The 16,202-nt window shown below is 71.4% G+C and carries 8 protein-coding genes; 7 read left to right on the top strand and 1 reads right to left on the bottom strand.

The annotated features are described in order from the left end of the window. Positions 1-26: 26 nt before the first annotated feature. From GA0074704_RS03770 to GA0074704_RS03750, 5 genes are all read left to right on the top strand, one after another. A complete protein-coding gene (locus GA0074704_RS03770; protein WP_172880391.1) occupies positions 27-2,321 on the top strand; it encodes a right-handed parallel beta-helix repeat-containing protein in 2,295 nt (764 codons plus the stop codon). 216 nt (positions 2,322-2,537) lie between these two features. Then, positions 2,538-4,850 carry a PKD domain-containing protein gene (locus GA0074704_RS03765; RefSeq protein WP_088969204.1) on the top strand — a complete coding sequence of 771 codons (2,313 nt, stop codon included), beginning with the start codon at positions 2,538-2,540 and terminating at the stop codon, positions 4,848-4,850. Between the two features lie 184 nt (positions 4,851-5,034). Then, positions 5,035-7,335, top strand: a complete 2,301-nt coding sequence (locus GA0074704_RS03760) for a right-handed parallel beta-helix repeat-containing protein (RefSeq protein WP_088969203.1) — start codon at positions 5,035-5,037, stop codon at positions 7,333-7,335. Between the two features lie 182 nt (positions 7,336-7,517). Further along, positions 7,518-9,821, top strand: coding sequence for a right-handed parallel beta-helix repeat-containing protein (locus tag GA0074704_RS03755; RefSeq protein ID WP_172880388.1), 2,304 nt, complete (start codon positions 7,518-7,520; stop codon positions 9,819-9,821). A gap of 210 nt (positions 9,822-10,031) precedes the next feature. Then, on the top strand, positions 10,032-12,311 hold the full coding sequence (locus tag GA0074704_RS03750) for a right-handed parallel beta-helix repeat-containing protein (protein WP_088969201.1): 2,280 nt from the start codon (positions 10,032-10,034) through the stop codon (positions 12,309-12,311). Positions 12,312-12,375: 64 nt separating this feature from the next. Here GA0074704_RS03750 and GA0074704_RS03745 read toward each other — a convergent pair whose 3' ends face one another. Then, entirely contained in the window at positions 12,376-13,668 is a 1,293-nt protein-coding gene (locus tag GA0074704_RS03745; RefSeq protein ID WP_088969200.1) for an acetyl-CoA C-acetyltransferase, read from the bottom strand. Between the two features lie 54 nt (positions 13,669-13,722). On the opposite strand from GA0074704_RS03745, the gene GA0074704_RS03740 reads away from it, so the two are divergent. Continuing rightward, complete coding sequence (locus tag GA0074704_RS03740; protein WP_088969199.1) at positions 13,723-15,093, top strand: 3-oxoacyl-ACP reductase; 1,371 nt, start codon at positions 13,723-13,725, stop codon at positions 15,091-15,093. Continuing rightward, positions 15,093-16,193: a MaoC/PaaZ C-terminal domain-containing protein gene (locus GA0074704_RS03735; RefSeq protein ID WP_088969198.1), complete on the top strand. Its 1,101-nt coding sequence runs from the start codon at positions 15,093-15,095 to the stop codon at positions 16,191-16,193. Before GA0074704_RS03740 ends, GA0074704_RS03735 begins: the two co-directional genes overlap by 1 nt. The last annotated feature ends 9 nt before the right edge of the window (positions 16,194-16,202 follow it).

Raw genomic sequence — 16,202 nt, 5'->3', positions numbered from 1 at the left:
ATCCTCCTCCTTCATCGAGGACCCCCATGCGCAGAAACCACCTCGCCGGCCTGACCGCACTCGCGGTCGCCGGCGGCACCCTCCTCTCCGCCTCGCCGGCGCAGGCCAGCGACTACACCTACCTGTACGTCAGCCAGACCTCCGAGTTCTGCTCGGACACCGGGACCGGCACCCAGAACAATCCGTTCTGCACCATCGGGGCCGCCGCGGCGACGGTGCGGGCCGGCCAGGTGGTCGAGATCGGGCCCGGCACCTATCTGGAGCGGGTGACCGTTCCCCGATCCGGCACCCTGGACCTGCCGATCACCTTCCAGACCAGCGGCGAGCCCTTGCTGGGTGGTCCGAGGGCGGGTTTCGTCGTCGACGGGCAGCACGACATCGTGCTCCGGGGCCTGCGGATCAGCGGCACGCTCGACGGTCCCGGGCTCGACGTGCGAAACGCGTCGGCGATCTCGATCCAGCGCACCAGCGTCCGGATGAATCCCGCGGCGACCGTGCCGGCCGTCCGTCTCGCTGCGGTCACCGGGGTACGGATCGAGGGCGCCGGGCTGAGCGCCCCGGAAGTGACCTTGGACGTGGACGCCGCCTCCTCCGCCGTGACCGTCAAATCCTCGAACCTCGGCACGCCGAACGACGACGAGGTCGGTGACACTGTCGGTCTCCGCACCGCGGGTGCCGGCACGACCCTGCTGGGCAACGACTTTTGGGGTTACTCCGGGGCGGCCGTTTCGATCGAGCCCGGCGCCACGGAGACGGTGGTGGCCAACAACGCCGTCTACGGCGGCGGCGGGCACGGCGTCCGCGTCCGAACCGCGACCGGTGCCGCCATCGCCAACAACCTGGTCCGCAACCGTTGTCGCGACGGCATCCGGATCGAGGGGGCTTCCACCGGGGTCTCCGTACAGAACAACGTCCTCCTGCTGAACGGCAACGCCGGCCCGGACCACTGCGACAGCAGTGTGAACGGCGTCGAGATCGGCGTCTACGACGACGCCGTCAAGGGCACCGTCGTCGACTACAACAACGCCTATCAGCGCAGCTCACCCTCGATCAACTACGCGTGGGGCGGCACCCGGATGATCCTGGCCGCCTTCCGCTCCGCCTCCGGGCAGGGCGCGCACGACCGGGACACCCAGGCCCAGGCGGACAACTACGACTCGGCGAACGCGGCGGCCCCGGGCTACCAGAGCACCGACCGGGCCGGGACGGCCCGCGCGGACGACCCGGCGGTACCGAACACCGGGGCCGGCCCGGTCACGTACGCCGACCGAGGCCCGGTCGAGACCTACCGGAACCCGATGGCCAGGTTCGACACCGCACTGGACCTGGGCACCCTCACGGCGACCGTGGACGCCTCCACCTCGCTGCCCGGGTTCGTGCCGATCACGTCGTACCGCATCGACTTCGGCGACGGCGTCGTGGTCACCCAGGCGTCGCCGCGGGCCACGCACCGCTACGCGGCTCCGGGCGACTACGAGATCTCGGTACGGGTCACCGGCTCGGACAACCGCACCAGCGTCAGCTCCTCCACGGTGAGTGTGCTCCGCAGGACGGGGACGATCAGCCTGCTGGCGCGCAGCAACCTCCGCTACGTCGCCCCGGCGAGCACGGGCCTGCAGCTGCGGGCCGACCACTACGGGGTCGACTCCGTCGACACGTTCGACCTCGCCGACCCCGGTGACGGGACCGTCGCGCTCTACTCCCGCTCGAACCGGCGGTACGTGGCCGCGTTCGTCGGTACCCAACCGATGCGGGCACAGTCGACGCAGGTCCAGCAGTGGGAGCGGTTCCTGCTGGTCCGCAACGGTGACGGCTCGGTGAGCCTGCGGTCGCAGTCCACCGACCGGTACGTCTCCACCTCGGGCAGCGGCGGCACGCTCGTCGCGACGGCGACCACCATCGGCAAGTTCGAGCAGTTCCACCGGGTCGACGTGACCAACGCGAGCCGCACCTTCAAGGCCCGCTCCAACGGCCGCTACGTCACCGCTTTGACCACGGCGGCCTCGCCGCTGGCCGCAACGGCCACCGGCGTCGGCGTGGCTCAGCGCTACGACTTGGTCAACCTGGGCAACTACCAGTGGGCCCTGTTCGCCCGCGCCAACAACCGCTTCGTCACGGCCGCCTCCCTCGGCACCCAGCCGCTGATCAACACCGCGACGGTGCCCAGGACCTGGGAGCGGTTCGTCATCGTCCACAACAGCGACGGCTCGGTCAGCCTCCGCTCGACCGGCAACAGCCGCTACGTCACCGCCGAGAGCACCAAGCCACTGATCGCCAACACCACCCGGATCGGCTCCTGGCAGCAGTACACGCTCGGCTGACCCCCACACCACCGCACCTACGCCCGTCCCGCCCGACCCCGGGTGGGGCGGGCGGTGTCGTCCGGGCCCCGGGTGCGCGGGCCTCGCGCACGGCCGGTGCCGTCGTGGAGGTTTGCCTGGTATGCCCGGAGGGACTCCAGACGGCGAACCTCCTCCGCATAATCTGCGTATCTCAGACCGGCGGCAGCCGGTTCCCCTCCTCAGTCGAGGACACAGATGCGCAGACCTACTCTGGCCGGTCTGACCGCGCTCGCGGTCACCGGCGGCACCCTCCTCTCCACCACCGCGGCTCAGGCTGCGGACGTCACCACCCTGTACGTGGCCCAGACCTCCATCTCCTGCTCGGACAGCGGCCCCGGTAACACGCTGGTGCCCTTCTGCACCATCGGGGCGGCCGCGGCCGTGGTGCAGGCCGGTCAGACCGTCGCGGTCGGCAGTGGGGTCTACCGGGAACGCGTCACCGTTCCCCGCTCCGGCACGCCAGACCAGCCGATCACCATCAGGTCCAACCTGGGCACCCGGATCCCCATGGGCGGGGGGACGGCCGGGTTCGTCGTCGACGGCCAGCACGACATCGTCATCCAGGGCTTCAGTGTGGGCGGATCGGTCGACGTCCCCGCCCTGGAACTCCGCAACGCCTCGGCCGTCACGGTCGACAACTTCATCGTCGGCATGGGCTCCAAGGCCACCGCCCCGGCCGTACGGCTCTCCGGCGTCACCGGGTCCACCCTGCAGCGGCTCGTCGTCAGCGGGCAGGCGCTGACGAACGGCCTGACCATGGACGCCACCACCTCCGGGGTGACCGTCCAGCGCTCCACCTTCCAGACCAATCCCTACTACGAGGGAACGGCGGCGACCAGCGTCGCCGTGCGGGTCGCCGGGACCGGCAACACCGTCGCCCGCACCCGGGTGGACGGCTTCGCTGGTGGCGCGATCTCCGTCGAACCGGGTGCCAGCGGGACCACGCTGGTGAACAACCTCCTCACCACGGGCGGCGGGTACGGCATCCGCAACGACTCCGCCACCGGCACGACGATCACCAACAACACCGTGAAGCAGCGGTGCAACGACGGCATCCGGGTCGAGGGCGCCTCCACCGGCGTCGACGTCTGGAACAACGTCCTGACCGACAACGGCTGGCTGGGCCTGAACAACTGCAACGGCAAGCAGGACGGGGTGGAGATCGGCGTCTACGGCGACACCGCCCGGGACACCACGGTCGACTACAACGACGTCTTCCACACCGCCCTGGGCTCGTCGAAGCTCTACTCCTTCGGTGGCGCCCGGCTGGGGCTGACCTCCTTCCGTACCGCCTCCGGTCAGGGCGCGCACGACCACGAGTCCAGCACGGTGGTCTCCCACACCGACTCCGCGAACTCGGCGGCGAAGGGCTATCCGTCCATCGACATCGGGGGCGTGGCCCGCACCGACGACATGGGAGTGCCGAACACCGGGGTCGGCCCCGTGACGTACGCCGACCGCGGCGCGGTGGAGAACTTCCGCTACCCCACCGCGGTCGTCTCGGCCACCCTGGACCTGGGCACGGTGTCGGCCACCGCCGACGCCTCCGCCTCGGTGCCCGGCACCTCGGCCATCACCTCGTACCGGTTCGACTTCGGAGACGGCACGGTCGTCACCCAGTCGACCCCGGTCGCCACCCACAAGTACGCGAACCCGGGCACCTACACCGTGATGGTCGACGTCACCGACTCGGACGGCCGGACGAACGCGACCAACCAGATGGTGAGCGTGCTGCGGCGGATCGGCACGATCAGCCTGCTGGCCCGCAGCAACCTCAAGTACGTGGCCCCCACCCCCGCCGGGGAGGCGCTGCGCGCCGACCACTACGGGGTCGACTCGGTCGACAAGTTCGACCTGGCCGACGTCGGCAGCGGCGGGGTCGCGCTCTACTCCCGCTCGGCCAACCGCTACGTCAGCACCACCGGCGCCGGTGCGCTGGTGACCCTCGTCTACCCGCACATCGAGTCAGGTGGGCGGTTCTCCGTGGTGCCGAACACCAACGGCACCATCAGCCTCTTCTCGCGCAGCACGAACCTCTACCTCTCCACCTCCTGCAAATCCGGCGCGGTCTGCGCCAACAACAGCAGCATCGGCACCTTCGAGCAGTTCCACCGGGTCGACGTGACCAACGCCAACCGCACCTTCAAGGCGCGGTCCAACGCCCGTTACGTCACCGCTTCGAACACCGCCGCCACACCGCTGGCCGCCACGGCGACCGGTGTCGGCGTGGCCCAGAAGTACGACCTCGTCAACCTGGGCAACTACCAGTGGGCCCTGTTCGCCCGCGCCAACAACCGCTTCGTCACCGCCTCCCTCGGCACCCAGCCGCTGATCAACACGAAGACGATCCCGGGCACCTGGGAGCGGTTCGTCATCGTCCACAACAGCGACGGCTCGGTCAGCCTCCGCTCGACCGGCAACAACCGCTACGTCACCGCCGACAGCACCAAGCCACTGATCGCCAACGCCGGCACCATCGGCCCCCGGCAGCAGTACACCCTCGGCTGATCCCCGTACCCCCGACCGACGCCCGCCCGGCCACCCAGGCCCGGCGGGCGTCGGCGCGTCCGGACCCTGGTGGGCTCGGTTGTCCGAAATGCCACGCGGGACTGCGGGCGAACCGGCGGATCCACGATGATGCCCGCACTGACTTCCGGCGAGAGCCGGCTCCTCTTCGTCCACAGGGACACGCATGCGGAAAACCTCCCTGGCCGGCCTGACCGCCCTCGCGGTCGCTGGCAGCACCCTGCTCTCCATCCTCCCGGCGCGGGCGGCCGACGCCACCACGCTCTGGGTGCACGGCTACTCCGACACCTGCTCGGACACCGGCCCCGGCACCCAGGATCAGCCGTTCTGCACGATCGGCGCCGCCGCGCAGGTGGTGCAGGCCGGTCAGACGGTCCGCGTCGGTGCCGGCGCCTACCGTGAGCGGGTCACCGTGCCCCGTTCCGGCACGCCCGACCAGCCGATCACCTTCACCAGCGACAGCGGCACCGCTCGAGTCGGTCTGGTGGGCCCCGGTTCCGGCTTCGTGGTCGACGGCCAGCACGACATCGTCATCCGCCGCTTCTCGGCCACCCCGGCGGAGGGTCTGCCCGGCCTCGACCTCCGCAATTCCTCGGCGATCACCGTGGAGAGCTTCGGGGCTTATCCGGAGACCGTGAGCACCACGCCCGCCGTGCGACTCTCCAAGGTCACCGGAGCGACCCTGAGCGGCATCTCCTCCAGCAGTGCGACACTCGTCACCGCCGTCGATCTGGACGCCGCCACCACCGGCGTCACCCTCACCGCCAGCTCCTTCTCGACCATCCCCCGGTACGACCTGCCCATGGGCAGTGTCGCCGTGCGGGTCGCCGGCACCGGCAACACGGTCACCCGGAGCCGGATCGAAGGCTTCTCCGCCGCGGGCATCCTGGTCGCGCCGGGCGCCTCGGGGACCGTGGTGAGCGACAACTACATCCAGGCGGGCGGCGGCGACGGCATCCGCAACGACAGCGCGACCGGGACCGCGGTCACCAACAACACCGTCCACCAGCGGTGCCGCGACGGCGTCCGGATCGAGGGTGCCTCGACCGGCGTCGCCGTGCACAACAATGTGCTGGTCGACAACGGCTACCTGGGGCTCCAGAACTGCGGCCGGACCGGTCCGGGCGGGGTGGAGATCGGTGTCTACGGGACCACCGCCCGCGACACCCGGGTCGACTACAACGACGTGTTCCACACCAACGCGTCGTCCCCCCAGCTCTACTCGTGGGGCACCCCGCTCGGGTTGGCGGCGTTCCGCACCGCCACCGGCCAGGCCGCCCACGACCGCGAGAGCCGCATCCAGGCCACCCGCATCGACTCGGCCAACTCGGCGGCGCCCGGCTACCCGACCATCGACTACAGCGGGCTGGCCCGGGCCGACGACCCGAACGTCCCCGACACCGGCGCCGGCCCGATCACGTACGCCGACCGGGGCGCGTTCGAGAGCGTCCAGAGCCCGGTGGCCCGGCTCGACCCGGCGATCGACCTCGGGACGAGCACGGTGACCCTGGACGCCAGCACCTCCACGGCCGGCCTCACGCCGATCGCCTCCTACCGGTTCGACTTCGGCGACGGCACGGTGGTCACTCAGGCCTCGCCGGTCGCCTCGCACCGGTACGCGACCCTCGACACCTACCGGGTCTCGGTCACCGTGACCGGTGGCGACAAGCGGACCGGCACCGTGTACGACGACGTCACCTTGCTGCCCCGGATCGGCACGATCGGCCTGCTGGCTCGGAGCAACCTGCGCTACGTCGGTCCGTCGACCTCCGGCGGCGCGCGCGCCGACCGGGCCGGCCTGGACGCCGGAAGCACGTTCGATGTCGTCGACGCCGGCAACGGGCGCGTCGCCCTCTACTCCCGGTCGGCCCGGCGATACCTCGCCGCCGACCAGGCCAACCAGCTGACCCTGGTCGACGCGCACGTCTCCGGGTTCAGCTGGTTGCGCCTCATCCGCAACAGCGACGGCTCGCTGACCATCTCGGCCAACTCCGGGTACGTCTCGACCTCCGGCAGCGGCGGCACGCTGGTCGCCGGCAAGACCACCGTCGGCAAGTTCGAGCAGTTCCACGACGTGAAGGTGTCGGACGCCAACCGCACCTTCAAGGCGCGGTCCAACGCCCGTTACGTCACCGCTTCGAACACCGCCGCCACACCGCTGGCCGCCACGGCGACCGGTGTCGGCGTGGCCCAGAAGTACGACCTGGTCAACCTGGGCAACTACCAGTGGGCCCTGTTCGCCCGCGCCAACAACCGCTTCGTCACCGCCTCCCTCGGCACCCAGCCGCTGATCAACACGAAGACGATCCCGGGCACCTGGGAGCGGTTCGTCATCGTCCACAACAGCGACGGCTCGGTCAGCCTCCGCTCGGCCGGCAACAGCCGCTACGTCACCGCCGACAGCACCAAACCACTGATCGCCAACGCCGGCACCATCGGCCCCCGGCAGCAGTACACCCTCGGCTGAACCCCCACCCACCGACGCCCGCTCCGCTCCCAGCGGGGCGGGCGTCGGTGCATCCGGGGGCCGGACCAGGGGACATGTCCGGTATGCGCGCCGGGACACCCGCGCCAGCCAGCTGTCCCGGAGGATGGACTCCTCTCCCGTTCGGCATGAGCCGGATCCTCATGCCTCAATCGAGGACGCCTATGCACAGCTCACCGCTCGCTGGCCTCACCGTCCTGGCGATGGCCGGCGGCAGCCTGCTCGCCACCTCTCCGGCGCAGGCCGCCGGAACCACCTATCTCTACGTCAACGGCTCCGCCACCTCCTGCTCGGACACCGGCCTCGGCAGCTCGACCCAGCCGTTCTGCACGATCGGCGCGTCCGCCACCGCGGCGCAGGCCGGGCAGACGGTCCGGATCGCCTCCGGCGACTACCCGGAGCGGGTCGCCCTGCCCCGGTCCGGCGCGACGGACGCCCCGATCGTCTTCGAGACGGGCTGGGACGGCACCAGCCGGGCCACCCTCACCGGCGCGACGGCCGGTGTCGTCGTGGCGGGGCGGCACGACGTCGTGCTCCGCGGCCTGCGGATCACCGGCTCCCTCGGGGCACCCGCCCTCGACCTCCGCGACTCGTCGACGGTCACCGTCGACCAGCTCGACGTCGTGCGGGCCGGCACGGCGACGGGAGCTGCGGTGCAACTCACGGCGGTCACCCGCTCCTCGCTGCGGCGGGCCCACGTGGTCACCCCGGTGACCGGCGTGACGCTGGACGCCGCCACCAGCGGCGTGACGCTGACCTCCTCGACCATCTCGTCGCCGTCGGTCGCCACCTCCGGCACCGGCGTCCAGGTCGCCGGCACCGGCAACGCGGTCCTCAACAACACGGTCGGTGGCTTCGCCGCCAGCGCGATCGCCGTCGAGTCGGTCGCCACCGGCACGGTGGTGGCGAACAACCAGATCACCGGCGGACCGGGGTACGGGATCCGCAACCAGGCCGCCACCGGCACGGCGATCACCAACAACAGCGTCCAGTACCGCTGCCGCGACGGTGTACGGGTCGAGGGCGCCTCGACGGGCGTCTCCGTGCAGAACAACGTGCTCTTCAACAACGGCAGCTGGGCTCAGGACTACTGCGTCCAGCGGGACGGCTACGAGATCGGCGTGTACGGCGACGCCCGGCAGGACACCATCGTCGACTACAACAACGTCTGGCACGGCGGATACCCGCTGTCCCCGTACTCCTGGGACGGCACCCCGCTCACCCTGGCCGCCTTCCGCGCCACCGCCGGCCAGGGCGCGCACGACCGCGAGACCGACTACAACCTGAACAACCAGGACTCGGCGAACTCGGCCGCGCCCGGCTACCAGACCACCGACCGGACCGGCGGCGCCCGGGTCGACAACCCGGACGTGCCGAACACCGGCGTGGGCCCCGTCGCCTACGCAGACCGGGGTTCGGGCGAGGCGTACCTCAACCCGGTCGCGAAGGCCGATGTGACCCTGGACCTGGGCACCCTGTCGGCGACCATGGACGCCAGCGCATCTGTGCCGGGCTTCGATCCGATCACGACGTACCGGTTCGACTTCGGCGACGGAACGGTCGTCACCCAGTCGACCCCGGTCGCCACCCACCGCTACGCGAACCCGGGCCGCTACTCGATCAGCGTGTGGGTCAGCGGCGCGGACGCCCGGACCGGCACGACCTTCCGCACGGTGAGCGTGCTGCGCCGGATCAGCACCGTCGCCCTGCTGGCCCGCAGCAACCTCAAGTACGTCTCCCCGCCGGCCTCCGCGCACGGGCTGGTCGCCGACCACTACGGCGTGGACTCCGTCGACAGGTTCGACCTCGCGGATTCCGGCTCCGGGCAGGTGGCCCTCTACTCCCGCTCGGCCAACCGGTACGTCAGCACCAGCGACGCCACCACCCCGGTCGACCTGACCTACACCAACGCCGACAATGGCGGCTACTTCGCTCTGGTGCGCAACAGCGACGGCAGCGTGAGCCTGCGGTCGGCGAGCAGCAACCGCTACCTGTCCACCTCGGGCAGCGGCGGCACCGTCTACGCGAACCAGTTCACGATCAGCAGGTTCGAGCAGTTCCACCTCGTGAACGTTGCCGACGCGAACCGCACCCTCAAGGCCCGCGCCAACGCCCGCTACGTCACCGCCTCCAACACCGCCGCGAGCCCGCTGATCGCCAACGCCACCGGGATCGGCGTCGCCCAGAAGTACGACCTGGTCGACCTCGGCAACAGCCAGTGGGCCATCTTCGCCCGCGCCAACAACCGCTTCGTCACCGCCACCAACGCCGGCACCCTGCCGTTGATCAACACCAACGTCGTGCCCGGCACCTGGGAGAAGTTCGCCCGGATCACCAACAGCGACGGCTCACTCAGCCTCCGCTCGGTCGGCAACAGCCGCTACGTCACCGCCGACAACGCCGGCGCCAGCCCGCTGATCACCAAGCACACCGCGATCACCTCGTGGGACCAGTACACCCTCGGCTGACCCACGTACACCCCAACCGACGCCCGCCCCGCACCCCTTGGGGCGGGCGTCGGCGCGTCCGGGCCGAAGGGGCGGATCGGCGTGGTCCAACGGCCGGCTGTCCGATGGTCGACAGGTTTCCGGTCAACGACCCGACCCCGCCCCGACGGAGACTTGAATTCCGCTCGGCCTTCGGACCGAACGGTCTTTGTCCCCTCGCTGAGGAGTTCCATGCGCGGCTCACCCGTCACCGGCCTCACCGCTCTCGCGGTCGTCGGCACCGCACTGATCGCGTCCCCGGCCCAGGCCGCCGACCCCACGGTGCTGTACGTGGACCGGGCATCATCGTCCTGCTCGGACACCGGCTCCGGTAGCCAGACACAACCGTTCTGCACCATCGGCGCCGCCGCGAAGGCGACGACGGCCGGCACGGTGGTGAAGATCGCGTCGGGTACGTACCCGGAACAGGTGACCGTCACGCAGTCCGGCACCAAGGACAGTCCGATCACCTTCGAGGGCATCGGCGCCACGGCGCCGGACCTGCCGGACCTCGGGGGCCCGACCGCCGGCTTCGTCGTGGACGGGCAGCACGACGTCGTCATCCGCAAGGTCGGGGTCGAGGAGACCGCAGCCGGGGCAGCCTTCGACATCCGCAACTCCTCGGCGGTGCTGCTCGACAGCGTCTCGGTCTACAAGTCCACGGGCGTCGGCATCCGGTTCAGCGGCGCCACCGACGCGAAGGTCACCGGCTCCACCCTGTCCACCATCGGTCCGGCCGTGACGGCGGATGCCGCCACCACCGGATTGACCGTCACCTCCAGCAGGTTCTCGGGCTGGGAGACCACCTCGATCCCGGGCATCAAGATCGCGGGCTCCGGCACCAAGGTCGTCGACAACGACATCAGCCAGTACAACGGCGCCGCCGTCGAGATCGGGCCGGGCGCGGTGGGCACGACCGTGGTGAACAACGAGATCGAGACCAGCCAGGGCCGCGGCGTCGTCAACCGATCCGCCACCGGCACCGCGATCACCAACAACGACGTCAAGACATGGTGCGGTGACGGCATCCGGGTCGAGGGCGCCTCCAGCGACGTCTCGGTCCAGAACAACGTCGTGAACAAGTCGTACGACCCCGACGCGCTCGACTGCGACGAGCCGGCCGGGGTGGCCATCGGGATCTACGGTGACGCCCGACAGGACACGATCGTGGACTACAACAACACGTACGCCTACGCGAGCGCCTACTCGTGGGACGGCGCGCGGATGGATCTGGCCGCCTTCCGTACCGCCTCCGGCCAGGCCGCCCACGACCGCAACACCTGGGACGACCTGGACCGGCAGGACTCGGCCAACTCGGCTGCCCCGGGTTACCCGAGCACCGACCGGAGCGGTACCGCCCGCGCCGACAACCCGAACGTGGCGGATGCCGGCGCCGGCCCCGTCACCTACGCCGACCGGGGCAACTGGGAGATCATCGGCTACCCGGTCGCCGAGTTGGACGCGTCGCTGGATCTGGGTGCGGGCGTGGTCACCGCGGACGCCTCCGGATCGAAGCCCGGCTGGTACCCGCTCACCAGCTACCGGTTCGACTTCGGCGACGGCACCGTGGTGACCCAGTCCACCCCGGTGGCCACCCACAGCTACGGCAACCCGGGCACCTACCAGGTCACGGTACGCGTCAGCGGCGCCGACGACCGCGCCCGCGAAATCGGTCTTCGGGTCACCGTGCTCCGCCGGATCAGCACCGTCGGCCTGCTGGCCCGCAGCAACCTGAAGTACGTCGCTCCCGTGCTCGACCAGACCCTCGGACTGCGCGCCGACCACTACGGCGTCGACTCGGTCGACAAGTTCGACGTGGCCGACGCCGGCGGTGGGAAGATCGCGCTCTACTCCCGCTCCGCCCAGGGGTACGTCAACGTCCAGAAGTCCGGAGACGTCTATGCGGGGGACCCGTCCCTGTCCGCCGAGAGCCAGCTGACCTCGATCCGCAACGGTGACGGCTCGATCAGCCTGCGCGCCGGCACCGACACGTACCTCAGCACCTCCGGTTACGGCGGCATCCTCCAGGCCAAGGGCACGACGATCAGCCGGTTCGAGCAGTTCCACCTGGTCAACGTCACAGACTCCAACCGCACCCTCAAGGCCCGCGCCAACGCCCGCTACGTCACCGCCTCCAACACCGCCGCGAGCCCGCTGATCGCCAACGCCACCGGGATCGGCGTCGCCCAGAAGTACGACCTGGTCGACCTCGGCAACAGCCAGTGGGCCATCTTCGCCCGCGCCAACAACCGCTTCGTCACCGCCACCAACGCCGGCACCCTGCCGTTGATCAACACCAACGTCGTGCCCGGCACCTGGGAGAAGTTCACCCGGATCACCAACAGCGACGGCTCACTCAGCCTCCGCTCGGTCGGCAACAGCCGCTACGTCACCGCCGACAACGCCGGCGCCAGCCCGCTGATCACCAAGCACACCGCGATCACCTCGTGGGACCAGTACACCCTCGGCTGACCCACGTACACCCCAACCGACGCCCGCCCCGCATCCCGGCGGGGCGGGCGTCGGCGCGTCCGGGTCAGCGCTCCAGAATCGCCGTCACGCCCTGCCCACCTGCCGCGCAGATGGAGATCAGCCCCCGCCCGCTGCCCTTCTCGGCGAGCAGCTTCGCCAGCGTCGCCACGATCCGCCCACCGGTCGCCGCGAACGGGTGCCCGGCCGCCAGCGAGGAGCCGTTGACGTTGAGCTTGTTCCGGTCGATCGCGCCGAGCGGGGCGTCCAGGCCGAGCCGGTCCTTGCAGAACTCCGGGGACTCCCAGGCGGCCAGGGTGGCCAGCACCTGCGAGGCGAACGCCTCGTGGATCTCGTAGTAGTCGAAGTCCTGCAGCGTCAGCCCGGCGCGGGCCAGCATCCGGGGCGCCGCGTACGCGGGGGCCATCAGCAGTCCCTCGTCGCCGTGCACGAAGTCGACGGCGGCGTTCTCCGACCAGGAGAACCAGGCCAGCACCGGGAGCTGGTGCTCGCGCGCCCACTCCTCGGAGGCCAGCAGCACGGTCGACGCGCCGTCGGTGAGCGGGGAGGAGTTGCCGGCGGTCATGGTGGCCCGGCCGGCGTCCGCGCCCCGGTTGCCGAAGACGGGCTTGAGCGAGCCGAGCTTCTCCAGGGTGGTGTCCGGTCGCAGGTTCTGGTCGCGGGTCAGCCCCAGGTAGGGGGTGACCAGGTCGTCGAAGAACCCCTTGTCGTACGCGGCGGCGAGGCGCTGGTGCGAGCGGAGCGCCAGCTCGTCCTGGGACTGCCGGTCGATCTCCCAGCGCAGCGCGGTGCGGGCGGCGTGCTCCCCCATCGACAGCCCGGTACGTGGCTCCGCGTTGCGCGGGATCTCCGGCTTGAACGGCTGGTGCGGGCGGAGCTTGGCGGCGATCTTCAGCCGCTCGCCGACCGTACGGGCGCTGTTGAGCTTGAGCAGGGTGCGGCGCATGTCCTCGTTGACCGCGAGCGGGGCGTCGGAGGTGGTGTCGACGCCGCCCGCGATGCCGACGTCGATCTGCCCGAGGGCGATCTTGTTGGCGACCAGGATGGCGGCCTCCAGCCCGGTGCCGCAGGCCTGCTGGATGTCGTACGCGGGTGTGTGCGGGTCGAGCTTCGAGCCGAGCACCACCTCGCGGGCGAGGTTGAAGTCCTTGGAGTGCTTGAGGACGGCGCCGGCGACCAGCTCGCCGACCCGCTGGCCGGCCAGCCCGAACCGGGCGACCAGCCCGTCGAGGGCGGCGCTGAGCATGTCGGCGTTGGACGCGCCGGCGTACCGGGAGTTGGAGCGGGCGAAGGGGATGCGGTTGCCGCCGATGACCGCGACCCGCCGGATGTTCTGCACGATCCCGCCTCCTGAAAGGTTTGCCCTGAACCTACTCGCCAGTAGGCTACGCCTATGACCGACAGGTACGCGAGCTTCGTCCAATCGGGGGCCGGCCGTGCGCTGGTGAAGCGCCTCGGCCTGCCCGATCCACCTCGGCTGCGCCGGTTCACCCCCGGCGATCCGCTGCTGCCCGGTCCCGCCCTGGTCGGGGCGGCCGACGGCGGCCGGCTCGCCGAACCGGTCACCAAGATCCTGACCTTCGCCGGGGTCGAGCCACGGGACCCGGTCGCCGGCACCACCGCCGCCGACGGCACCCCGCAGAGGTACGGCGCGCTGGTCTACGACGCCACCGGGATCACCGACTCCACCGGCCTGCGCCAGCTCTACGACTTCTTCCACCCGCACGCGCGCTCGGTGCTGCCCAGCGGCCGGGTGATCGTGCTGGGCACCCCGCCGGCCGAGTGCGCCACGCCCCGCGAGGCCACCGCCCAGCGCGCCCTGGAGGGGCTGACCCGCAGCATCGGCAAGGAGTTCGGCCGGGGCGTCACCGCCCAGCTGGTCTACGTGACGAAGAACGGCGACGCCGGCACCCTGACCAGCCTGGAGTCCACTCTCCGCTTCCTGCTCTCGGGCCGGTCCGCGTACGTCTCGGGGCAGGTGGTCAAGGTCGGCGCCGGCACGGCGACCGCCCCGGCCGACTGGAACCGCCCGCTCGACGGCCAGGTCGTCCTGGTCACCGGCGCCGCCCGGGGCATCGGAGCGGCGCTGGCCAAGGTGCTCGCCCGCGACGGCGCGCAGGTGGTGGCGCTGGACGTCCCGGCGGCCGGGGACGCACTCGCCGCGGTCGCCAACGAGATCGGCGGCACCGCCGTGCAGCTCGACCTGACCACCCCGGACGCCCCCACCCGGCTCGCCGAGCACCTGGCCGCCCGGCAGGGCCGGGTCGACGTGGTGGTGCACAACGCCGGCATCACCCGGGACAAGACCCTCGGCCGGATGGACGCCGACCGGTGGGACCAGGTCATCGACGTGAACCTGTCCAGCCAGGAACGGATCAACGACGTGCTGCTGGAGCGCGGCCTGATCCCGGCCGGCGGGCGGATCGTCGCGGTCTCGTCGATCGCCGGGATCGCCGGCAACCGGGGCCAGACCAACTACGCCACCAGCAAGGCCGGCGTGATCGGGCTGGTCGACTCGCTGGCCCCGGTCCTGCGCGAGCGGCAGGTCAGCGTCAACGCCGTCGCCCCCGGCTTCATCGAGACCCGGCTGACCGCCCGGATCCCGCTGGCGCTGCGCGAGGCGGGTCGCCGGATGAACAGCATGGCTCAGGGCGGCCTGCCGGTCGACGTGGCCGAGGCGATCGGCTGGCTGGCCTGGCCGGCCTCCGGCGCGGTCACCGGTAACGTCGTACGGGTCTGCGGCCAGAGCCTGTTGGGGGCGTGATGGCGATCCGGAAGCGTCGATCCGAGGACGGTCCCGCCGAGGAGCTGTCGGTCCACGACCTGATCGACGGCCCCACCCAGGTGATCTCCGGTCCCGACCTGCCCCGGCCCCCGGCCCGCGAGCCGGACGGGCACGACGTGAGCCTGGAGGCCACCCACGACCTCTCGGTCTACGCCACCCAGGACCTGTCGGCGCACCCCGAGGCGACCGAGCCGGCCGGACCGGAACGGGTCGCGCTGCTCCAGCTGCCCGCCCCCGGCGCGCTGTACCGGCGGGCGCTGCTCGGCGCGCTGCCCGGCCTCGGCGGCCGGCGCGGCGACCGGATCCCCGCTCGCGAGCTGACCGTGCACGGGGTGGCCGTCGACCGGGCCCACCTGGCGGACTACGACCGGGTGTGCGGCTTCCGGCTGGCCGACCGGCTGCCCGGGACGTACCCGCACGTGCTGGGTTTTCCGCTGTCGCTGCGGCTGATGACGGCGCGGGACTTCCCGGTGCCGCTGACCGGGATCGTGCACGTGGCCAACCGGATCACGGTGCGCCGGCCGGTCGAGGCGGGCGAGACGCTGGACTTCGTCACGTACGCCGAGAACCTGCGCCCGCACGACCGGGGCCGGCAGCTCGACGTGGTGCTGGTCGCGTCGGTGGCCGGGGAGGAGGTGTGGCGCGGCGTCTCGACGTACCTCAGCCGGGAGAAGCGGCCCGACGGCGGTGGGCGGCGCGACCGGGGCGACCGGCCCGCCGCGCCGGCCGACAGCGCGCGGTGGCCGCTCACCCCGCGGGTGGGCACCGACTACGCCCGGGTCTCCGGCGACCACAACCCGATCCACACCTCCCGGCTCGGCGCCCGGCTGTTCGGGTTCCCCCGGCCGATCGCGCACGGCATGTGGAGCAAGGCGCGCTGCCTGGCGGCGCTGGAGAACCGGCTGCCCGAGGCGTACACGGTCGACGTGGCCTTCAAGCTGCCGGTGCCGCTGCCCTCGACGGTGGCGTTCCACGCCGCGCCGGTGGCCGACGGCTGGAGTTTCGGGCTGCACGCGGCCCGTGACGGCCGCCCGCACCTCGCCGGCACCGTCCGGGACGAGGGAAGCACCGTCGCCTGACGCCTTTTG

The sequence above is a fragment of the Micromonospora siamensis genome, assembly GCF_900090305.1.
In the GTDB taxonomy this organism is placed as follows: domain Bacteria; phylum Actinomycetota; class Actinomycetes; order Mycobacteriales; family Micromonosporaceae; genus Micromonospora; species Micromonospora siamensis.
This window is presented reverse-complemented; position numbering and strand designations above follow the sequence as displayed.

What these genes read in the sequence shown, in the direction of transcription:
- GA0074704_RS03770 (WP_172880391.1), top strand. Translation starts at nt 27, where the DNA reads ATGCGCAGAAACCACCTCGCCGGCCTGACCGCACTCGCGGTCGCCGGC.
- GA0074704_RS03765 (WP_088969204.1), top strand. Translation starts at nt 2,538, where the DNA reads ATGCGCAGACCTACTCTGGCCGGTCTGACCGCGCTCGCGGTCACCGGC.
- GA0074704_RS03760 (WP_088969203.1), top strand. Translation starts at nt 5,035, where the DNA reads ATGCGGAAAACCTCCCTGGCCGGCCTGACCGCCCTCGCGGTCGCTGGC.
- GA0074704_RS03755 (WP_172880388.1), top strand. Translation starts at nt 7,518, where the DNA reads ATGCACAGCTCACCGCTCGCTGGCCTCACCGTCCTGGCGATGGCCGGC.
- GA0074704_RS03750 (WP_088969201.1), top strand. Translation starts at nt 10,032, where the DNA reads ATGCGCGGCTCACCCGTCACCGGCCTCACCGCTCTCGCGGTCGTCGGC.
- GA0074704_RS03740 (WP_088969199.1), top strand. Translation starts at nt 13,723, where the DNA reads ATGACCGACAGGTACGCGAGCTTCGTCCAATCGGGGGCCGGCCGTGCG.
- GA0074704_RS03735 (WP_088969198.1), top strand. Translation starts at nt 15,093, where the DNA reads ATGGCGATCCGGAAGCGTCGATCCGAGGACGGTCCCGCCGAGGAGCTG.